Origin of the sequence: Nostoc sp., from assembly GCF_036917355.1 — a bacterium.
GTDB lineage: Bacteria > Cyanobacteriota > Cyanobacteriia > Cyanobacteriales > Nostocaceae > Nostoc.
In genome coordinates, this window is the sequence record NZ_JBALDP010000064.1 from 280,487 (window position 1) to 303,073 (window position 22,587).

General features: G+C 42.3%; 8 protein-coding genes and 2 pseudogenes. 9 read left to right on the forward strand and 1 reads right to left on the reverse strand.

Features of this window, described 5'->3' with window-relative positions; translation table 11 throughout:
• The first annotated feature begins 13 nt into the window (after window positions 1-13).
• From V7K53_RS20960 to V7K53_RS20970, 3 genes are all read left to right on the forward strand, one after another.
• Window positions 14-1,471, forward strand: a complete 1,458-nt coding sequence (locus V7K53_RS20960; protein ID WP_335199435.1) for an acyl-CoA-binding protein — start codon at window positions 14-16, stop codon at window positions 1,469-1,471.
• A 55-nt stretch (window positions 1,472-1,526) separates the two neighbouring features.
• Window positions 1,527-8,720, forward strand: a complete 7,194-nt coding sequence (locus tag V7K53_RS20965) for an aminotransferase class III-fold pyridoxal phosphate-dependent enzyme (protein ID WP_335199437.1) — start codon at window positions 1,527-1,529, stop codon at window positions 8,718-8,720.
• 76 nt (window positions 8,721-8,796) lie between these two features.
• Complete coding sequence (locus tag V7K53_RS20970; protein WP_335199438.1) at window positions 8,797-9,327, forward strand: hypothetical protein; 531 nt, start codon at window positions 8,797-8,799, stop codon at window positions 9,325-9,327.
• Between the two features lie 69 nt (window positions 9,328-9,396).
• Here the strand turns inward: V7K53_RS20970 and V7K53_RS20975 are convergent, their stop codons facing one another.
• The gene (locus tag V7K53_RS20975; protein ID WP_335199439.1) at window positions 9,397-9,777 is read right to left on the reverse strand and encodes a hypothetical protein; all 381 of its coding nucleotides are present in this window, start codon (window positions 9,775-9,777) and stop codon (window positions 9,397-9,399) included.
• Between the two features lie 253 nt (window positions 9,778-10,030).
• Between V7K53_RS20975 and V7K53_RS20980 the strand changes: the two are divergent.
• The 6 genes and pseudogenes from V7K53_RS20980 to V7K53_RS21005 all read left to right on the forward strand — a co-directional run.
• Window positions 10,031-10,093 (forward strand): annotated as a pseudogene (locus V7K53_RS20980) (pentapeptide repeat-containing protein); the annotation flags it as partial.
• A gap of 15 nt (window positions 10,094-10,108) precedes the next feature.
• Window positions 10,109-10,243 (forward strand): annotated as a pseudogene (locus tag V7K53_RS20985) (pentapeptide repeat-containing protein); the annotation flags it as partial.
• A gap of 140 nt (window positions 10,244-10,383) precedes the next feature.
• Window positions 10,384-11,238, forward strand: a complete 855-nt coding sequence (locus V7K53_RS20990; protein WP_335199440.1) for a DUF4231 domain-containing protein — start codon at window positions 10,384-10,386, stop codon at window positions 11,236-11,238.
• Between the two features lie 57 nt (window positions 11,239-11,295).
• Complete coding sequence (gene gntT / locus V7K53_RS20995; protein WP_335199441.1) at window positions 11,296-12,753, forward strand: guanitoxin biosynthesis MATE family efflux transporter GntT; 1,458 nt, start codon at window positions 11,296-11,298, stop codon at window positions 12,751-12,753.
• Between the two features lie 445 nt (window positions 12,754-13,198).
• The gene (locus V7K53_RS21000) at window positions 13,199-16,552 is read left to right on the forward strand and encodes a non-ribosomal peptide synthetase (RefSeq protein ID WP_335199442.1); all 3,354 of its coding nucleotides are present in this window, start codon (window positions 13,199-13,201) and stop codon (window positions 16,550-16,552) included.
• Window positions 16,549-22,548 (forward strand): amino acid adenylation domain-containing protein, encoded by a 6,000-nt coding sequence (locus V7K53_RS21005; RefSeq protein WP_335199444.1) that lies wholly within the window; start codon window positions 16,549-16,551, stop codon window positions 22,546-22,548. The genes V7K53_RS21000 and V7K53_RS21005 overlap by 4 nt, the downstream gene beginning before the upstream one ends.
• The last annotated feature ends 39 nt before the right edge of the window (window positions 22,549-22,587 follow it).

Here is a 22,587-nt window from a genome sequence, read left to right on the forward strand (position 1 = left end):
AGATAGAGATAATATGTTAAATCAAGATCAAGTTAAACATTTCCAACAAAAAGGATGGGTCGGCCCAGTTGATATCTTTGCGCCAGCAGAAATTGCCGCAGTAAAAGAATGTTTAGAAACTAATAGCCGCATTATCAAAGAAGCAGATGGACAGGAAATTATCACATTTTATAATAACGTTCTTAACTTAGAAACGCCCCGCGATCATTATCTATTTCATAAACCCATAGCAGAACTATTTAAACATCCACAACTAATTAAGCGCTTAAACCAAATTGCTGGGGAAAACTTATTGCTTTGGTATACAAATGTTTTTTGTAAAATGCCTGGACAAGGGGAAATTAAATGGCATCAAGCGAAAGAGTTTTATACATCCAGTGACATCGATTTTGCTAAGAAAACTTTAGTTTATTCTCAAGACGAAGACCCTTTAAATTTAACAGTATGGGTGGCATTGGAAGATGCGGACTTGGAAAATGGTTGTATGCGTTTCGCTAATGGATCGCATCAGCGAATATTTAAAATATTGAAAGGGAGTGTTCCGGCATCTGAAGGTGTGTTTGCTGGCATCAGTGCCCATAAAACAGTTTGGCAAAAAGAGCAACAATACTCCTTATCTTATGAATTTGATGAAAATGACTGGGAAGTAGAATCAGTGCCAGTCAAGGCAGGTCAAGCAATCGTCTTTACTGAAAGTACAATGCACTGTTCCCTACCCAATCACTCAAATCGCCGTCGCTTGGCGATTATTGGCCGTTATGTGCGTCCAAGTACCCAGGTTTATCCCTATCGCTGGCAAGGGGATTTTATTGATGAAAATGCCCACAACATCAAAAGGCATTTTTGTATTTTGGTTTCTGGACGTGATGATTATAGACATAACGTAGTTAGAGATGAGCATGATTTAGATGAGACGGAAGTAGAATTTCAACTCATGTCTAATTTGGTGCGGTTTGGTCATGTAAATATCCCAGAAGACAAACTACAGCTAGAGATTTATGGTTTAGAAAAACAGGTTTTAGAAGGAGATTGTCAAGAAGAAGAACCAAACCCAATTTTGCATCCGCGTAAATATATTCAATGGCAAGCGTGGAATCGATATCAAGGTATGAGTAATACAGAAGCAATGAAGCGGTATAGCCAATTAGTAAGGAGTTTGCCACGAAAAAATACCAAAGATGTCAGCAGTAGAAGCAATACTAGTACAGTAAACAAGGGAGTATTAAAAGCGGCGGATATTGAAAGTTGGTTAATTTCTTATCTGTCTGAACTGTTGGACACGCAACCAGATGAAATAGAAGTGAAGATTCCTTTCCAACGTTATGGTTTATCCTCAGCAGAAGGAACTGTTCTAATTGGCGATCTAGAAGCTGCGGTGGGATATAAACTTGCTCCGACTCTAGTATATGAATACCCGACTATTGAGGCTTTAGCCCAGCACATAGCAGAGGAAATGCAAGTTTTGGCGTAAACTTCTATAAGTACCGAAAAAATGATGTTGTAATATACACAAAAAAAGGTCAAAAGTGGAACCCATAGCGATTATAGGCATCGGTTGCCGTTTTCCTCATGCTAATAATCCCGAATCATTCTGGAAGCTTTTGCATAACGGCATCGATGCGATCGCTCAAGTGCCAAAAGACCGATGGGATGTTGAGGCTTTTTACGATCCCGATCCGGCTACTCCAGGGAAAATGAACACTCGCTGGGGCGGTTTCTTAGATCGGGTAGATCGATTCGACCCCAATTTTTTCGGGATTTCTCCCCGTGAAGCCGAACGCATAGATCCCCAGCACAGACTGGTTTTGGAAGTAGCTTGGGAGGCTTTAGAAGATTCCGCGATCGCACCAGAAAGTCTCGCGGGTAGCCAAACTGGTGTTTTTATTGGCATTGGCAACTACGACTACGGCAGATTTTTATGTCGCGATCTAGCTAACATCAATATTCATAATGGCACTGGTCTAACTCTGAGCATCGCCGCCAATCGCTTATCTTATCTGCTGGATTTGCATGGGCCAAGTATGGCTATCGAAACAGCTTGTTCCTCATCCTTGGTAGCAATTCACTCTGCTTGCCAAAGTTTGCAAAGTGGGGAGTCTAACTTAGCAATTACTGGCGGTGTCAGCCTGATGCTATCGCCAGACATGACAATTACCTTCTCCCAAGCCCGGATGATGGCTCCTGATGGTCGATGTAAAACCTTTGATGCTAGTGCCAATGGATACGTCCGGGGTGAGGGTTGCGGTATTACGATTCTCAAGCGCCTCAGTGATGCCATTCAGGATCGAGACCGCATCTTAGCAGTAATTAAAGGTTCGGCAGTTAATCACGATGGACTCAGTAACGGGATTACAGCACCGAATGGCTTGGCTCAACAGGCAGTGATTCGCCAAGCCTTAAAAAATGCTGGTGTCGCACCCGCAGAGATTAGCTATATAGAAGCCCACGGAACTGGTACTCCTCTGGGAGATCCAATTGAGATTAGAGCGTTAAAAGCAGTATTGATGTCGGGGCGTTCCCCTGAACAACGCTGTGGAATTGGCTCGGTGAAAACAAATATTGGTCATTTAGAACCAGCAGCCGGGGTAGCAGGTTTAATTAAGGTGGTGTTATCGCTACAACACAAGAAAATTCCCCCCCACCTCCACTTGCAACAGTTAAATCCCCATCTGGGTTTAGATGGAACACCGTTTTTTATTCCTGGGGAATGTCAACCTTGGCCTAGCGATCGCCTTTTGGCTGGTGTGAGCGGGTTTAGTTTTGGTGGTACTAATTCTCATCTGATTTTAGAAGCAGCGCCTGAAGGGGGCAGGGGAGTAGGGGGGATTTTTCAAGTTGAGCGATCGCTGCATCTTCTGACTCTATCGGCTAAGAATAAGGCGGCTTTGCAGGAATTGGCGCAACGTTATGCTGATTTCTTCGCGGCTGATGCTAATGTATCTTTGGCAGATGTCTGCTTTAGTGCCAACACGGGGCGATCGCATTTTGCCCATCGATTGGCAATTGTCGCGCAATCAAGCAAACAGTTAGGCGATCGCCTCAGTAATTTAACTGGGAATCAGACAATGACTGGAATATTAGCTGGTAAGGTTGCCAGCCGCCAGTCCTTGAAAATAGCCTTTTTATTCACCGGACAGGGGTCACAATACGTAGACATGGGTCGTCAACTTTACGAAACCCAGCCCAGCTTCCGCAAAACCCTCGAACGTTGCGATGAAATTCTCCGTCCCTATTTGGACAAGCCGTTGCTGGAAATCCTCTATGCAACCGACGCTGAAAGTTCACTTTTAGACGAAACTGCCTACACCCAACCCGCTTTATTTGCCCTAGAATATGCCCTCGCCGAATTATGGCAGTCTTGGGGTGTTATCCCCCACGTCGTAATTGGTCATAGTTTGGGTGAATATGTCGCTGCTTGTGTAGCGGGGGTATTTAGCCTGGAAGAAGGTCTAAAGCTAGTGGCAAAAAGAGCTAGTTTGATGCAGTCATTGCCCCAAACTGGTGAAATGGTCGCTGTATTTGCCTCTGAAAGTCAGGTACAAGCGGCAATTCAACCATACTCCTCAGAAGTTGCCATTGCCGCGATTAATGGACTTGAGAGTATTGTCATTTCCGGTCTGCGATCGCCAGTCAGGGCACTGGTTGCCGCCTGGGAAGCCCAAGGAATCAAAACTCAACAGTTGCGAGTTTCTCATGCCTTTCATTCCCCACTTATTGCACCAATGCTGGATACCTTTGAAACCGAGGCCAGCCAAGTAAAGTTTCAAACTCCACGCCTACCCCTAATTTCTAATTTAACGGGCGAAATGCTGCCCTCTGAATATATCCCTAATGCCAATTATTGGCGACAGCATACCAGAGAGCCAGTAAAATTCATGGCGGGGATAAATAGTTTATTTGCTCAAGGCTATAACTTATTTTTAGAAATCGGTTCCAAGCCCATCCTCTCCAGAATGGGCCAAAAATGCCATCAAAGTCTTGCAACCTGGCTCCCTTCCCTAGCCCCAAGACAAGAGGATTGGCAAGTGTTGCTTTCGAGCTTATCTGCTCTGTACGTGCAAGGGGTAGATATTAACTGGAGGGGATTCGATCGAGATTATTCCAGAAATAAGCGATCGCTTCCTACCTATCCCTTCCAACGTCAACGTTACTGGATTCAAGATCCAACTCAAGTCATGGATGAACAGAAATTAGATGCCAAGGTATCCCAGTTTCAGACAGATGCAATTTCTGACACCAAACCACCACAGCAGATTTTAGTAACATTGGGTTCTATAATCAGTAAATTACTGCAATTAGCTCCTAATAAAGTAGATATTTATACACCTTTTTTGGAAATGGGGGCTGATTCGCTGATCCTCATTGATGCGATCGCAGCAATTGAAAACACTTATGGCATCAAGATATCTATTAGCCAACTATTTGAAGAATATAGAACCATTGAGGCGTTAGCAACTTACATTGCTCAGAATGTACCTTCCCCTGAATCAAAGTTTCAGCCTACACAGCTAGAGCAATTAACCCCACAAATTGCGAATCCAGTAATTCCCAATTCGCCAGAAACTTTGTCTGAGTCAGCATTAGAGCGAATTATGTCACAGCAACTTCAAGTGATGTCTCAGCTAATGTCTCAGCAGCTAGAACTATTACAGGGTAAGGGAAGTAATCAAGCGCAGGTATCATCATCCTCAAATGGAGATTTTTTATCCCCACAGCAAGCAACTGCACCTACTGTTAATTCTTACCAGAACGGCAAACCAAATCAGCAGCTAGTTTCAGAAACTCAAATTAGGGAGCTTAACCCACAACAACAGCGCCATTTACAAGCACTGATTGCCCGCTATACCAAACGGACGCAACAATCTAAGCGACGAGCCGAAATCAGCCGTTCTGTTCTGGCTGACAGTAGGGCTGTGGCTGGATTTCGCCCTTCCATCAAGGAAATGGTTTATCCGATTATTGGAGAACGAGCAAAGGGTGCAAAATTTTGGGATATTGATGGTAACGAGTATATCGACATCTCAATGGGATTTGGGGTGTTGCTGTTTGGTCATGACGCACCATTTGTAACTCAAGCCTTGACAGAACAGATTCACCAAGGAATACAACTAGGGCCTCAGTCCAATCTGGCAACAGAGGTAGCTGGGTTAATCTGTGAACTAACTAATATGGAGCGAGTCACTTTCTGTAATACAGGTACAGAAGCGGTGATGACAGCGCTGCGGTTGGCACGGACAACGACTGGCCGGAATAAGATTGCTCTATTTACTGGTTCTTATCATGGTCATTTCGATGGCGTGTTAGCTAGGGCAGTCCAAGGTGAGACGAATACTGTACCAATGACTGTAGGTATCTCACCTTATGCAGTTGCCGATGTGCTGGTACTGGATTACGGCAATCCCCAATCCCTGGATATTTTGCAGACTCATGCTGACGAATTAGCGGCTGTATTGGTTGAACCAGTGCAGAGTCGCCATCCTCATTTACAACCCCAAGGGTTTTTACAGCAGTTGAGGCAATTGACACAAGTTGAGGGAATTGCCCTAATTTTCGATGAAGTAATTACAGGTTTCCGCATCCATCCAGGAGGCTTTCAGGCTTACTGTGGGATTGAAGCGGATCTGGTAATCTATGGCAAAATTATCGGCGGCGGACTACCGATGGGAGTCATAGCTGGTAAGAGGGATTACATGAATGGCATTGACGGCGGGATATGGAACTACGGTGATGCCTCCTATCCTCAAGCACAAAAGACTTTTTTCGCTGGAACCTTTAACAAAAATCATCTGGGAATGGCGGCAGCACGGGCGGTATTGCAACATCTCAAGCAAGAAGGTTTTGCCCTGCAACGGCAATTAAACCATAATACCTCTGAGTTAGCGGCAACCCTGAATGCTTACTTTCAAGTGGAGAATGTACCGATAGAGTTAGTCCATTTTGGCTCCCTATTTCGCTTCGCTTCCTCAGAAAATATAGACTTGCTGTTTTATCATTTACTAGAAAAAGGCATTTACATTTGGGAAGGGCGTAACTGTTTTCTCTCGACTGCACATACCAATGCAGATATCGATAACATCATTCAGGCAGTCAAGGATAGTATCAAGGAACTGCGACAAGGAGGTTTTTTCCCCAAAGGTGGGAGTAAGCCGCCAGCAAATGAACTATCTGTCACGCCATCAAAGAAAGTACCACTTTACTTGCCAAGCCCAAGAGAAATTAGCGATCGCCTCACACCCCAATTCCAACAAATAATTGTCCAGGAAGACTTAGAAGCTTATCAACAAGGATTAACTAAACTAGAAGCTTTAAGCCTGACTTATATCCTCAAAGCCTTCCAGAAAATGGATTGGGAGTTTCACCCAGGCGAGAAGTTTACATTGGTAGCGATCGCTCAACAGTTGGGTGTGGTTAACCAACACCAACGATTACTAGGTCGCCTGCTAGAGATATTGGCAGAAGAAGGAATACTGCGTCAAGTTAGCGATCGCTGGGAAGTAATGCGAGTCCCAAAAATTCAACATTTTCAGACCAGGGAAATTTTAAGTGAGTACCCAGCTTTAGAAGCAGAGTTATCTTTGCTACAGCGTTGCGCACAAGAATTAGCACAGGTGTTACAAGGAAAACGTCACCCATTAGAGTTATTATTCCCCAATGGCGACTCAACAAGTTTAACCAAGCTGTATCAGGATTCACCCGTAGCACGAATCATGAACGCTCTGGTACAAAAAACAATTGCGATCGCACTGGAAAATCTGCCCAAGGGTAGTAACGTAAAAATTCTCGAAATTGGCGCTGGGACTGGGGGAACAACAGCCCATATCCTGCCTCATCTGCCCGATCGACAAACAAAATATCTATTTACCGATTTGTCCCCCTTATTCCTTGCCAAAGCTAGGCAGAAATTTGGCGATTATCCATTTGTAGGTTATGAAATATTAGACATCGAACAAGAGCTTGAAGCTCAAGGTTTTGGTTCTCATCAATACGATATCATTGTGGCGGCTAATGTGTTGCACGCCACCGCAGATTTGCATAATTCCCTGAAGCAGGTGTTGCAGTTATTGGTTCCAGGGGGACTGCTAGTGCTGATGGAAGGGACAACTCGCCAGCGTTGGCTGGATTTAATATTTGGATTAACTCAGGGGTGGTGGAAATTTGGCGATTCCAATTTGCGACCATCTTACCCATTGCTTGATGCTTCCCAATGGCAAACCTTATTAGAGGAGAGCGGATTTAGAGAAGTAGTGACTATTCCTGCTGCTGCCTCACAGATGTTTGCAGTTCTACCCCAACAGTCTGTAATTGTGACTGAAGCAGCACAAAAAATCCCCCTGACTGAGGCTCAAAAACAACTCTGGGTGTTGGCGCAGATGAGTGAAGAAGGTTCAATTGCCTACAACGAATCTGTAAGTCTGCAATTACAGGGGTCACTTGACTTAGAGGCAATGTACCAGGCGGTGCAAAAAGTTGTCAATCGCCATGAAGCTTTACGAACTATTATCAGCACTCAAAGTAATTGTCAGCAGATATTACCCTCTGTGAAAATCGATATTCCGATAATTGATTTCTCAAATTGGGATAGTAGTACCTGCAAGGTTCAAGTCGCTAAGTGGCTAGAAAAAGAGGGACGCAAACCTTTCGACTTTAGTGTTGGGCCTCTGTTACGCATCCATATCCTCAAGCTAGAGTCACAACTGCATCTATTGGTGCTGACAGTTCATCACATTATTATTGATGGCTGGTCAATTGATGTCATATTCAAGGATTTGGGCGCGATATATTCAGCAGAATGTCAGAATATTCCAGATGAACTGGAAGAACCAATGCAATTCCGGCAATACATAAACTGGCAAGAACAGCAAAGCCAAACTGAGAAAATGCTAGCAGATAAATCTTACTGGTTAGGACAATTTGCTGATTCAATTCCCGTCTTAGAGTTGCCAACAGATTATCCACGTCCCCTAATACAAACTTATGCTGGGGTTGAACAAACGATGCTCGTTGATGCTGAATGTTTGCGTGAGTTAAAAAGCTTCAGCAATCAGCATGGATGTACCTTGTTTATGACCTTAATTGCTGTCTTAAATTTGTTATTACATCACTTATCTGGTCAAGATGATATCGTAATTGGTGTTCCTACTGCTGGACAATCTTCTGTAGGAGATAAAGACCTAGTTGGTTATTGTGCTAATGTATTGCCATTACGCTTTGCAGTGAAAAACAAAAGTTTTAGTGACTATCTGAATACTATTAAAAAGGTATTTTTACATGGCTACGAGCATCAAAATTATCCGATTAGCCAATTGCTTAAAGAACTGAATATTAAGCGCGATCCCAGCCGACCGCCTCTGATTACAACATTAGTTGGTATGGATAAATTTGGCGTTGCATTAAAATTTTGGGGGCTGAAAGTTGAGGGCTTGACAAATTATCTTGGCATTGCTCGGCGGGAACTAACTTGGAATATGGTTGAGATCGACGGGAAACTATCATTGAAGTGTAATTACAACGCAGATATTTATAGTGCCTCTACAATTTGGCACTGGATGCAGCAATTGGAAACCATTTTCCGCACTGTCATAAAACAGCGCGATATCAGTCTAGATGCGCTCACCGAAAAACTGACTCAAGCAGATGGACAAAAACAGATTGGAGAAGAACAAAAATTAGCAGCAGCTAGTATGCAAAAGTTAAAGAACTTTAAGAGAAATGCTATATAATATCAAGAGTATTTATGAATACTTTGAATTGAAAATTCTATTTATTTGCTGACAAAGTGAAGTTTGTCTAAAAATCATGAATAAATCAATGACAAATTTGCCTGGTTTTGACCCAAATATTCAAATTAAATTAGAAAATTTTAAAGTTTTGCCAAGATTTGTAGGCACTTGGGAAGGGAACTGGATTCGCCTAGATGAAGATGGTAATGAAATTGAGAGATTCACATCACTTTTAAATCAAAATATTGTTAATAATCAATGGGTACAAACTAATCAGAATAAATATCCTGATGGTAAAATTGTTAACATAAGTTTTTTTGGCAAGATTGTGGGGGCAGGTAAGGTACTTTTTGAAAGTCCCGATTATCCTTATTGCAATTTTCAGATGATGGTAGAGGAATATGCTGATAATATTATCATCATTAGAGTCTCAGATAAGATAGCAGGTTTTCCACTAGCATTAGAAACTATCAACTTAATTAGTGATACTGAAAGAATCAGGACGTTACAAAAGTTTAAGCTACCAGATGGAAAATTATCTGGATTCATGATTGTTGTTGAAAACAAGATTTTGCGAAATTCGGGGCGTGATTATGGGGTGAAATGAGTGTGACTTAAAGGAAAAGATTGCCGGAAATTAAAGGATAAGCGTGCCGAACCCTGATTCAGACTGGCTTTAAGCATTTTCAACTGAACGTCGAGCTTCCCAGAAAGCATCCACAACTTCCTTTTTCCATAAGGCAGAGGGTTTAGCCATAAACTGACGAATATTTTTAAGTGTAGGATTAATACCCTGAGCATAAAGTTGTGGAACAATGTGTTGAACTTCTAAACAACCTTGTTGAATCACTTCCAAGCGACGCAATAAACGGTAATGTTTGTATCGCTCAACAATAATTTGGCAAAGGTCTGGGCAATAGAGGTAGAAAGTAGCTAAACCAATATGATGACATCTGGCTACTTCGCTGAGGGAAGGTGAAGGAGAATTGTCCAACATGGCAATTCTATCGAGCGATCGCTTCCGTGACACTGGATCAAGAACAATTGCCTGACCCATCTCGACCCTATTTAAGAGCTTTAAAAGCTTGTAATCCTTATTAAGGGTAGCTTAGAGCTTTATAAGGGTGCCAATTTGTTATGACCTATATAGAGAGACTTTTATACTAAGCAAGGCATTATGAGTTTTACGTAAAGCCGTTAAGCTGTTATATAAAGTTTATTTAAATGTTTGCTTAACTGTCTTAACTGTCTTAACTTTCCTTGCATCTTGACCATAATTCTAAGAAGATATGTGAGTCTAAAAAGTCTTAAGGAAAGCTGATCTTTCAGGAGCTAGCCTTTCGGAAGCTAATCTTTTAGGAGCTTATTTATAAAAGGCTGATTTAACAGGAGCTTATTTACAGAAAGCCAATCTGGAAGGAGCAGTTTTATATGGAGCTAATCTTCAAGATGCTAAACTCAAGGGTTCTAATTTAGAGGGAGCTAAACTCAAAGGAGCAAATATTGAAGAAGCTATCAAGTAAAACTTGTATAGCTTTGTACAAATTATTCTGAATTTATCTCACAGTTGAGGTGAGTAAAAGTAACTCTTTTACTCGCTTAGAAAATAGAAGCAAATGTACCCAGCAGAGTTAGTACATTTAATTGATATTAGGAAAATAATATGACTACTTCAGAAATAGCTAATTTGGAACAGAAAGAGGAAAAACAAACTTTAATTATTGGTGAAAATTTATCAGATGAATCATTCCAAAAAAAACTGTTTACTTTTAAAGTAATTGAATATTTATTGCTAGCAGCCTTTTTTTCTGCTGTGATTGTTCTTATTTTTTATCCATCAGATAAAACACTTGTAATATCTGGAGCAATATCCTTAAGTTTTTCGTTTTTTTTGCTACTTGTTAACAGACAATTAATTCAGGATGCTAAGAAATCTATTAATCAGTTTGAGATTACTAGAAAAGCTCAACTGTATACTTATCTAGTAAATAATAATTCTTGGAATAAAGATACAGCAGCTTTGACAAGAGGAAAAGCTTTACAGTACTGTCAAGATTTAATTGATGATTATAAAAAAGTTCGGAGTTCAGCCAGGAACCTTTATTATGGGCTGCAAATAGCAACAGTTATTTTATCAGGAGTCACACCAATTTTAGTTTTGGTAGACAAATTAGAAGCAGGACAAGCTTGGCTCAAGTGGCTACCTGTTCTCTGCCCAGCTATTGCCTCTATAGTCGCTAGTATAGTTACCTCTTTTCCTTTTCAGAAGAATTCGATTGCTGCTAATACAGCAGTTGAGTTGTTGGAAGCAGAACAAGAGAAGTTTATATTGGGCGTGACTCCTTCTTACCGTTGTTATGATGTATCCGATGAAACTCAACAGCAACAAAAAGCAAGCCAAGCATTAGAATATTTTATTGTTCAAGTTAATAATATTCATCTCAACCAACTACAACAACAAGCTCCTGAACAACAGTCCGAGAAGGCAGAATCATCTCCACCTAATGAGCAAAATTAATAACATTTGGCTTTGGAGGCAATTTTAGCTTAACTTAAGCTACAGGGTGGAAAAACAATGAACATAAGATTTGCAAGCGAGTATGAATTTATACCACGTTATTTTCACCTAGCTCTTGCTAACGTCCTATCGAATATTATGGTACCACTGGCTAATTTGGTCAGTGTCATCTTCTTAGGTCATCTTGAAGAAATTCACCACTTTGCTGGAGTCACCCTCGCTGGCAACTTGCTTAACTTTCTCTACTTTGTTTTACTCTTTTTACGAATGGGAACGACTGGAGTAACAGCGCAAGCAGTGGGGCGAGATGACCGAGAAGGTGTATTGTTGGTGGGACTGCGTAATGGTTTAATTGCTCTGGTGCTGGGGATTGCACTCATACTCTTGCAGTACCCTTTGGGAGAGCTTGGGTTTGCCTTACTAAATGTTACCCCAGAGATCAAATCTTCAGGTCTTGCCTATTTCAACACCCAAATTTGGGCAGCACCTGCGGTTTTGCTCAATTTTGTCATGATAGGTTGGTTCTTAGGGCGGGAAAAAAGTGGCTTAGTTGTGCTGGTGTCAGTCGTTGGCAATGGGGTAAAAATCGCACTTGACTACCTGTTTATTATCCACCTGGGATGGGAAAGTACAGGGGCAGGAGTTTCTTCTGCAACAAGCCAATATCTATCGCTGTTGGTGGGATTGATCTTTTTTTGCACAGAAATCCAGTGGATTGAGGTACGAGCAGTAGCTGGCAAAATATGGGACATCTCAGCTATAAAATCTAACTTGACCCTCAATATAAACATATTTATCAGCAATTTAGTTCTTCTGTTTATCTCCTTAATATTTAGCTATCAAGGAGTACAGATGGGGACATTGATTTATGCTCAAAATGCCTTGCTGTGGCAGATAGTCAGTTTGAATACATATTTTGTAGATGGATTGGGATTTGGTACAGAAACTTTGGTCGGAAACTTTAAAGGAAAAGGAAATTTACAACAGTTAGCACCCCTGGTTGGTGTTTCTGTTTTAACGGCTCTGGTGGTAGGACTGTTTTTCGGCGGAGTGTGTGTGCTATTTCCCGATACTGTTTTTAGGTTGTTCACTAACCACACCGAAGTCACCTCTAACATAGATACTTTTATCCCCTGGTTGCTACCTGTCCTGATACTTAGTTCAATAGGTTTCTCGCTGGAAGGATATTTCTTGGGTTTAGCACAAGGACATACCCTCCGCAATGTTAGCTTAATTGCTCTTGCCGTGGGGTTTGCGCCTACGGATTTTGCTGCCATTAAGTTTTCGGCTAACCATGTCTTGTGGTTAAGTCTATCTTTATTTTATGCAATCAGAATGCTGATGTTTATGATAAAGTTACCTAGCACATTTGGTAATGAGCTTGATGATAGTGGTGTTTCCCTCCCGGCTTTAGAAGCAAATCGCTCCTTGCCTCTGATTTTTGAAGAAACCCGCGAACAGATAATGGTCGAAAATTTGCAGGGAGGTCAAGATGATAATTCATTTAATAACTAATGTTTTGTCTCTAAAATTACAACTGCAATCCGGCTTGTAACTCGCGTATGTTGAAAATTGATTATGCAACTGCTTGATAAAATTATATTTCATAAACCTGTTATTATTGAAACGATAGAACAGTAATGTGTCGCTACTTTAGAAGTAATACAAATAAATATTACTGGTCTTTAAAGTTCTTAATAGAATACAATAAAAAGAAATTTTTGGTTTGACAAAAATAATTTTTGATCGTGCGTCTTTTCTTTATAATCGAACCTCATAATTAACCTCGATATCATGAATAAGTAAAAACAAAAAAATAGGAATGAAATAATATTAATTGAATCTGTTTTCTAGAGTATTGCTTCAGTAATTTAAATAAGACTTTTGACAGATAGCATAAGAAAAAATGAGCGCCCGCACTTAAAGTCACAGATAACAAAGTTTGGATTAAAAATTAGCAATGCCGAGCAATTCTTCTTTGAAAAATCAGCCACAAGTTACAGGGGACGCGAAATCATTTCCCCTCTCTTACGGTCAACAAGCGATGTGGTTTCTCTACCAGATAGCACCCCAGAGCATCGCTTACAATATCTATACGACAGTAGGGATCATCTCAGAGTTAGACTTGCGGGCATGGCATCGAGCGTGGCTTCATATTGTAGAACGTCATCCTATCTTGCGAACTACCTATACACAGCATCAAGATCAACCTGTTCAAGTAGTTCATCCATACCAAGAAGTAGATGTTAAGGTAACAGATGCAACTTCATGGAACTTAGACTACTTGAAGAAGCAAATTCTGGCAGAAGCTGACCGTCCCTACAACTTGGAAACAGGTCCAGTGCTGCGGGTACATCTGTTTACACGATCGCCAGAAGAACACATCCAATTGCTCGCCATGCACCACATTGCTGGGGATATGTGGTCTTTTGACATATTATTGGATGAACTCCAGGTTTTATATGCCGCCCAAGTAAAAACATTACCTCAAGCTTCTTTACAGGTTGTTGAAAATTCTTTTATTTCCAATTCCCAAACAGATAATATCCTCTCGCTTCCAAAGCTGTCATACACAGATTATGTGCGTTGGCAGACTGAGATATTGACAAGTTCTTCACGTGAGCAACTCTCGGCATACTGGCATAAACAATTAGGGGGTGAGTTGCCGCTTTTAGATATGCCTGTAGATAAACTGCGACCAAGCGTGCAGACTTATTGTGGAGCAACACACACAATTAAGTTAGATGAAGAATTGCTCCAAAGGCTGAGAAAGTTGTCAGAATCTGAAAAAACCAGCCTTTATAGAATTTTCCTCGCTGCCTTCTTCGTACTGTTTTACCGCTTATCGGGTCAAGAAGACATCCTAGTTGGCTGTCCGGTGGCGGGTCGATCGGGTCGAGAGGAGTTTGAAGGAATTGTCGGCTACTTTACAGATCCTGTCGTTTTGCGTGCAAATCTGGAGGGAAATCCCACCTTCAAAGAATTTCTCGCTCAAGTACGTCGCACAGTTTCCGAGGCTAAGGAGCATCAAGATTATCCTTTTCCCTTATTAGTAAAAGAGCTTTCGCCTGATAGAGATCCTAGCCGTCCTCCTCTGTTTCAAGTTTCCCTAACTTGGCAAAAGCATCGCTGGTACGAGAATGCCCAAAAATCATCTCTAGTGATGTTGCCATACCTGATAGAAGGACATCAACGAGGAGCAGCGTTTGACCTAGATTTGGCGATTATTGAAACTGGTAGTGAGTTTCATTTTTGCTGGCAATACAACACTGACCTGTTTGATGCTGCCACTGTAGAACGAATAGCAGAAAATTATCAAACTTTGCTCTTAAGCATCTTAACCAATCCAGAACAAAATATTTCAATCTTAGCATTGTTAACCCAAGCAGAACGACACCAGTTGTTGGTGGAGTGGAACAACACCACAAAAGAGTATCCCCAGGATAAGTGTATCCATCAATTGTTTGAAGAGCAGGTAAGAAAAACGCCCGGCTCTATGGCGGTGGTGTATGAAGATGAACAACTGACTTACCAGGAGTTAAATGAACGTGCAAATCAGCTGGCACACTACCTGCAAAAACTGGGTGTGAAACCAGAAGTTTTGGTGGGGATTTGTGTAGAGCGATCGCCATTAATGCTGATCGGATTACTGGCAATACTCAAAGCAGGTGGCGCTTATGTACCTCTAGACCCAGCCTATCCTGCGGATCGCCTGGCTTATATGCTCAGTGATTCTCAAGCACAAGTATTGTTAACTCAACAGCAGTTAGTCAACTCATTGCCAAACACTCCAGCAAAAGTTATCTGCTTAGATTTTGACTGGAAGTTGATCGCCACTCATCGCCAGAACAACCCACAAACTCAGGTCAAACCCGATAATTTAGCTTATGTAATTTATACTTCCGGGTCTACAGGAAAACCGAAAGGGGTGATGATCGAACATGGGTCATTGGTAAACTTCACTTTATCAGTAGCAGATAAGTATGGGATGAGCAATAGCGATCGCGTTCTGCAAGCAGCAACCATCAGTTTTGATGCCGCCGCCGAAGAAATTTATCCCTGTCTAACCTGTGGTGCAACCCTAGTATTGCGTACCAGCGAGATGTTGAGTTCTGTTTCCACATTTGTGCAGAAATGCTGGGAATGGAAACTGACCGTATTAATGGTGGGAACAGCCTACTGGCAGCAGTTAACCTCGGAATTAGCAATCACAAATCAGACTCTACCTCCATCAGTGAGACTGTTGTCTACTGGGGGAGAAAAATGGTTGCCAGAAAAATTGAAACTGTGGCAAAAGTGTATGGACGAGCGATCGCGTCTCCAGAATTTACCACAACCGCCGATGTTGATGAACGGTTACGGACCGACAGAAGCAACGGTATTATCGACGGTGTACGACTTATCGCAGTTAGTTATAGAAGATATACAACCACGACAACTGATTGGCACTGCTTTTGATAATGTGCAAATATACATCCTCGATGCTTATTTGCAACCCGTTCCCATTGGTGTACCAGGGGAACTGCATATTGGTGGTGTAGGTTTAGCCAGAGGTTATCTCAAACGCCCAGATTTAACAGATGCGAAATTTATTCCTCATCCCTTTAACAAATCAGAACGTCTCTATAAAACAGGAGACTTGGTGCGTTATTTACCCGATGGGAACATCGAGTTTTTGGGACGAATTGACAATCAAGTTAAGGTGCGGGGTTTTCGCATCGAACTAGGGGAAATCGAAACTGTGTTGGTAAAACATCCGCAAGTATCAGAAGCAGTGGTGATTGATTGTGATGATATTCCGGGAAACAAACGCTTAGTTGCTTATGTTGTGACTCGCGAAAAGTCCCAAATCAAAAGTCAATTGCGCTCCTTCCTCAAACAGAAGTTACCAGACTACATGGTACCATCTGCCTTTGTGATTTTGGATGCCCTGCCCCTTACCCCTAATGGCAAGGTCGATCGGCGTGGACTACCGAAACCTGACCAAACTAGACTTGACGTAGAAGCAAATTACGTAGCACCCCACACTCAGGTGGAACGAAGCATTGCTGCTGTGTGGCAAGAGGTGCTTCATTTAGAAAATATAGGTATCCACGATAACTTTTTTGAAATCGGTGGTCATTCCCTGATTGCCACCCAAATCATATCTCGACTACGTCAAGTCTTCCAAATGGATGTGTCCGTGCGTACCTTATTTGAAGCACCAACCATAGCTAGTTTTGCCGAGTGTTGTGAGATAATCCGGGGGACAGTGCAAGAAGTACAGGATTCTTTTGATATATATGATGGCGAGTATGATGAGATTGAACTATGAATAATATATACAGTTTTCTGTCTCATCTACGTAGTTTAGATGTGAAACTTTTTCTTGATGGTGAGCGGCTACGATGCAAAGCCCCCAAGGGAATTTTGACACCGCAACTCCAGGCTCAGATAGCTGAACGCAAACCAGAGATTCTGGCATTTCTCCACAAGGACGTTGTTTATGCAATTGAGCCAGTTAGCAGGACAGGAAACCTCCCGCTCTCCTTTGCACAAGCTAGATTGTGGTTCCTTGACAAATTACAGCCCAATAGTGGATTTTATAACATCCCCATCGTCTGGCGTTTTAGCGGTCAACTTAACGTAGCTGCGCTACAGTCAAGCCTTAACGAAATTATCCGACGACATGAAGCATTACGCACAAACTTTGTAACACAAGAGGAACAACCTGTTCAGGTTATTGCTGCAACTGTTTCTTTGCCACTGGAAATCGTGGACTTGCTTCATCTACCTCAAGGGGAGCGAGAAGTCGAGATGCAACGATTAGTTACAAATAAAGCAGGGCAACCATTTAACCTAGAGCGAGAAACTTTAATACGTCCTACTCTGTTTCAACTTGGCTCAAGAGAATATGTCTTTTTACTAACAGCACACCATATTATTTTTGATGGTTGGTCAACGGGTGTATTCGTCCAAGAGTTAGCAACACTCTACAATGCATTCTGGACGGACAAACCTACAGTTTTACCTGAATTACCCATACAGTATGCTGACTTTGCTGTGTGGCAGCGACGGTGGTTGGAAAAAGAGGTGCTTGCAGAGCAGCTATCCTACTGGAAACAACAACTTGAGGGCGCTCCCACCTTACTAGAACTTCCAACCGACAGACCAAGACCCGCCATTCAAACAAACCGGGGAGGACATCAACAATTTACACTTTCTCTGGAGTTAGGTGAGGCTCTTGCCAATCTTAGCAAGCGTGCGGCAGTCACCCCGTTCATGGCATATTTTGCAGCATTTGTTACCTTGCTTTATCGCTATACAGGGGAAAAGGACATCCTAGTGGGTACGCCTATTGCTGGTCGCAATCGACCGGAAATAGAAGGGATAATTGGTCTTTTTGTCAATACTTTAGTGCTGCGTACTGATTTGTCAGGCGACCCCAGTTTTGAGCAGTTGCTGATTAGGGTGCGGGAAGTAGCACTGCAAGCTTATGCTCATCAAGACCTGCCCTTTGAGAAATTGGTAGATGCCTTACAACCTGAGCGTTCCTTAAGTCACTTGCCTCTGTTTCAGGTCATGTTCGATCTCCAGAATGTTCCCATACCATCTTTGGATTTGCCTGAGATAACTGTAAGTTCATTTCCTATAGAAACAGGAACAGCAAAGTTCGATTTGGCTCTCTCAATTAATTGTTCTTCTGGATTGATCGCCGAATGGGAATACAACAGCGACCTGTTTGATGATTCGACGATCGCTCGCATGGCAGGAAATTTCCAGACTTTGCTTGCGGGAATTGTAGCAAATCCGCAGCAATCTATTTCTCAATTACCTCTGCTGACAGAAGTTGCAGCACATCAATTGTTAGTTGAGTGGAATGATACACAGGTAGATTATCCCTGTGATAAGTGTATCCATCAGTTGTTTGAGGAGCAGGTCGAGCGCAACCCGGAGGCGGTAGCGGTCGTTTTTGAAAATCAACAGATGACTTATGGTGAGTTGAATTATCGAGCTAACCAGTTAGCGCACTACTTGCAGTCTTTGGGTGTGGGAGCAGATGTGCTGGTTGGGTTGTGTGTGGAACGTTCTGTAGAAATGGTCGTGGGATTGTTGGCAATTCTCAAGGCGGGTGGTGCATATCTGCCAATTGACCCAGAATATCCCCAAGAACGTTTAAGCTTTATGCTTGCAGACACTCAGGTGAAAGTGCTGTTGACTCAAGAGAAATTAGTAGAGTCTCTTCCTCAACATCAGGCACGTATCGTCTGCTTAGACACCAACTGGCAGAGCAAAACCCTAACAAATCAAGATAATCTCAACAGCACAGTCAGTTCTGAAAACCTATCCTATGTGATTTACACATCCGGTTCTACAGGAACACCCAAGGGAGTAGCCGTAACTCATCAGGCTGTAAATCGACTCATCTTAAACACCAACTACATACAGTTAACACCTGATGACCACGTTGCTCAAGCTGCAAATATTGCTTTTGATGCTGCGACCTTTGAAATTTGGGGAGCATTGCTTCACGGAGCCAAGCTGGTTATTATCACTAAATCTGCATTGCTGATCCCGAAAGAATTTGCTGCAAATATAGGCTACTACAAAATCAGTGTTTTATTTTTAACCACAGCTTTATTTAATCAGTTAGCTAGTTTTGTACCACAAGCATTTAGTTCTTTAAGATATCTACTATTTGGTGGTGAAGCGGTTGACCCCAAATGGGTGCAAGAGATACTAGATAAAGGCGCTCCCCAGCACCTGCTCCATGTTTATGGACCAACAGAAAATACTACTTTTTCTTCTTGGTACTTGGTAGAGGACTTACCAAATACAGCTACAACTATCCCCATTGGTCGGGCAATTTCCAATACGCAAATCTATTTGCTAGACCAAAACTTACAACTTGTACCGATTGGTGTACCAGGAGAATTGTACCTTGGCGGAGCAGGATTAGCACGCGGCTACCTCAACCGTCCTGAACTGACCGAGGAGAAGTTTATCCCCAACCCCTATAGCAATAAACCGGGCGATCGCCTGTATAAAACTGGTGATAAGGTTCGCTACCTAAGCGATGGCAATATCCAGTTCCTCGGTCGAATTGACAACCAAGTAAAAATACGCGGCTTCCGCATTGAACTGGGGGAGGTTGAAGCAGCGATCGCCCAGCACCCTACAGTACAAGAAACTGTGGTCGTGGCGCGAGAAGACATTCCAGGTCGTAAATACCTGGCTGCCTACATTGTCCCTAACCAGTCTAACGCTCCCACCACCAGTGAGTTGCGCGGTTTTCTCAAGGAAAAACTACCCGATTACATGATACCAGGAGCGTTCGTGATGTTGGATGCTCTGCCGCTTACCCCCAATGGCAAGGTAGATCGTCGGGCGCTACCAGTACCTCAGACAGCACATGAAGAACTAGCAGCATCCCTAGTAGCACCCCGCACAGAGTTGGAAGAAATACTAGCTCAAATCTGGTGCGAGGTTTTCCACCTCCAACAAATTAGCATCCACGACAACTTCTTTGAACTAGGCGGAGATTCTATTCTGAGTATTCTGATTATTTCTAAAGCCAATCAAGCAGGACTGCAACTGACTCCTAAACAGATATTTGAACGTCAGACGATTGCTGAATTGGCAGTCGTGGCAAGTACCGCTCAAACGAGAAAAGCAGAACAAGGTTTGGTGAGTGGGACATTACCTCTGACACCCATCCAGCATTGGTTTTTTGCACAAAATCTACCAGAACCGAACCACTTCAACCAAGCGTTTCTACTGGAAGCACCACAAGCGATCGACCCCATCTTGTTACAGCAAGTGGTGCAACAATTGTTGGTACATCACGATGCGCTACGCTTACGCTTTGTGCAGTCTGGCTCGAATTGGCAACAGTTCAACGACTTGAGTAATGATACCATTGCTTTTTCCTCTTACGATCTATCGGCAATACCAGACGCAGAGCAAAAAGCTGCCCTCGAAACCACTGCTGCTACCCTACAAGCCAGTTTGAACCTCTCCTCTGGATCACTGGTGCAAGTAGCCTTTTTTGCTCTGGGTACTGATAAACCAAGCCGACTGCTAATAGTCATCCATCACCTAGCAGTGGACGGCGTTTCCTGGCGGATTTTGTTAGAGGATTTGAAAACAGGCTACCAGCAACTTAGTAAAGGCGAAAGAATTCAGCTTCCCCCCAAGACGACATCTTTTAAATACTGGGCTATACGACTAACGCAGTACGCACGCTCAGGAGCTTTGGAGTCAGAGCTTGCTTATTGGCTAACTCTATCACGTCAGCACGTTAATCGCATACCAATGGATTACCCTTCGAGGGATAACACTGTAGCATCTGCCCGCACAGTATCAGTGTCGCTCTCACCTGAAGAAACCCGCGCTTTATTGCAGGAGGTTCCTTCTGCTTACAAAACTCAGATTAACGATGTCCTGCTGACTGCTCTGGTGCAAGTTTTAGGTAATTGGACTGGCAATAACTCTCTGCTGCTCAACCTCGAAGGTCATGGGCGGGAAGATATTTTTGAAGATGTGGACTTATCGCGCACAGTTGGTTGGTTTACCACTATCTTCCCCGTGCTTTTACAGATGGAAGCAACGGATAATCTAGGAGATAGTTTAAGCTCTATCAAAGAACAACTCCGTGCTATACCCAACCAAGGCATTGGTTATGGTTTGCTGCGCTATTTGAGTGGGGATGCAGAAATTACTTCGGTACTACAAGCCCTTCCAACGGCTGAAGTAAGTTTCAACTACCTAGGGCAATTTGACTGGGGAATGGAAGAAACTTCTCTATTTAAAATAGCAAAAGAATCAATTGGCTCAGAACACAGTCAGATTGGACACCGCAGTCATTTGCTAGATATTAACGGCATCGTTGTAGAAGGTCAGTTACAACTGGATTGGATTTACAGCGAAAACGTCCATCACAGGGAAACCATCTCCCATCTGGCACATAAGTATATTCAGGCGTTGCAAGCACTGATTGTCCATTGCCAGTTACCAGAAGCGATACTGCCTGATGATACCGAGTTGACATACCCTCTTGCTAAGATGCAAGAGTTTATGTTGCATCATTACGCAAATGACCCTCAAAAAATGGGGGTTTACCATTGCCAGCTATCCTACGATATATATGATGAAAGCCTCTGTTTGAGTGCCTTTAAGAAGGCTCTAAAAATAAGCGTACAAAAACATCCGGCTTTGAGAACGGTATTTATCATTCAGAATGGAAAACCAGCGGTTCAAGTGGTCAAAAACAATCTGAGATTTTCCATCAATGAGCAAGACATTAGCCACATCAAATCGGACGAGCAGGAAAATTACATTGATGAGGTCGTAAAGCAAGATAGGCAGAATTTATTCAACGTTGAAAATTCCAATGAGCCACTTTTTCGATTCTGGATTTTTCGGAAAGCCAAGAATAAATTTGAATTCTTCATGTCAATTCATCATGCAATTATAGATGGTTGGGGCAATATTGAATTTCTCAACCAACTGTACGAGTTCTATTCGGCTCTCAAGAAAGGAGAAGAAATAACGGTAGCCAAGTCAGCCAATGTGCATAAGGAATTTGTCGCTTTGGAGAAAGAGATAATTGGCTCACTAGACGCATCGAATTTCTGGAAGCTTCACTTGAAAAACTATACATATAAACCATTGAAGCCGTTAACCACTTCAGAGGTTCAGGTAGAAGCTGTTGCGGAAGAATACAACTTCGGCTCAGAAATCATTGCTGATTTACGTGAATTATGTCGAAAATTGAAAGTTTCACCAAAAGCAATTTTCCTGAGTACCTACCTTGACCTCATTGGTACTGTGATGGAAGAAAATACAGTTTCTGTAGGAGTCATCTCCAATGGTAGGACAGAAAGATTATCCGATCCGTTCGGTGCTTTGGGTTTGTTCTGGAATATTGTTCCGTTTTGTCAATCAATTACAGAAGAAAAAGCCGTACAAATTAAAAATGTCCAGCAATCCCTAATTGATATCGAACCTTATGTTAGGTATCCACTTCTGCAAATTTTGTCAGACCAACAGTTAAAACCTAGTGTTGGGGCGGAGTTATTTTTCGCTACGTTTAATTTTGTGCATTTCCATAATGCCAAAAATATTTCCGATCATACTAGCTTAAAGGTACACCAAAGAAGGTCTCATGACAAGTTCAACTTTCCTTTAAATTTTGCTGTGTCAATGGAGTCATTGTCAGGAAATGTCAGCATACGTGTGGAATACGATCGCATGTATTTTAGTTGCAAAGATATTCGCTCAATGCTTCAGAATTACATTGAAATCTTAAAACATACAGTTCATACATGAGGATTATGAACGACCTATCAACCACTAGACTTGGTGAGA

Excerpts from the sequence above, each read along its gene's own strand:
- V7K53_RS20960 (WP_335199435.1), top strand. The coding sequence starts at position 14 with ATGTTAAATCAAGATCAAGTTAAACATTTCCAACAAAAAGGATGGGTC.
- V7K53_RS20970 (WP_335199438.1), top strand. The coding sequence starts at position 8,797 with ATGAATAAATCAATGACAAATTTGCCTGGTTTTGACCCAAATATTCAA.
- V7K53_RS20975 (WP_335199439.1), bottom strand. The coding sequence starts at position 9,777 with ATGGGTCAGGCAATTGTTCTTGATCCAGTGTCACGGAAGCGATCGCTC.
- V7K53_RS20990 (WP_335199440.1), top strand. The coding sequence starts at position 10,384 with ATGACTACTTCAGAAATAGCTAATTTGGAACAGAAAGAGGAAAAACAA.
- gntT (WP_335199441.1), top strand. The coding sequence starts at position 11,296 with ATGAACATAAGATTTGCAAGCGAGTATGAATTTATACCACGTTATTTT.
- V7K53_RS21000 (WP_335199442.1), top strand. The coding sequence starts at position 13,199 with ATGCCGAGCAATTCTTCTTTGAAAAATCAGCCACAAGTTACAGGGGAC.
- V7K53_RS21005 (WP_335199444.1), top strand. The coding sequence starts at position 16,549 with ATGAATAATATATACAGTTTTCTGTCTCATCTACGTAGTTTAGATGTG.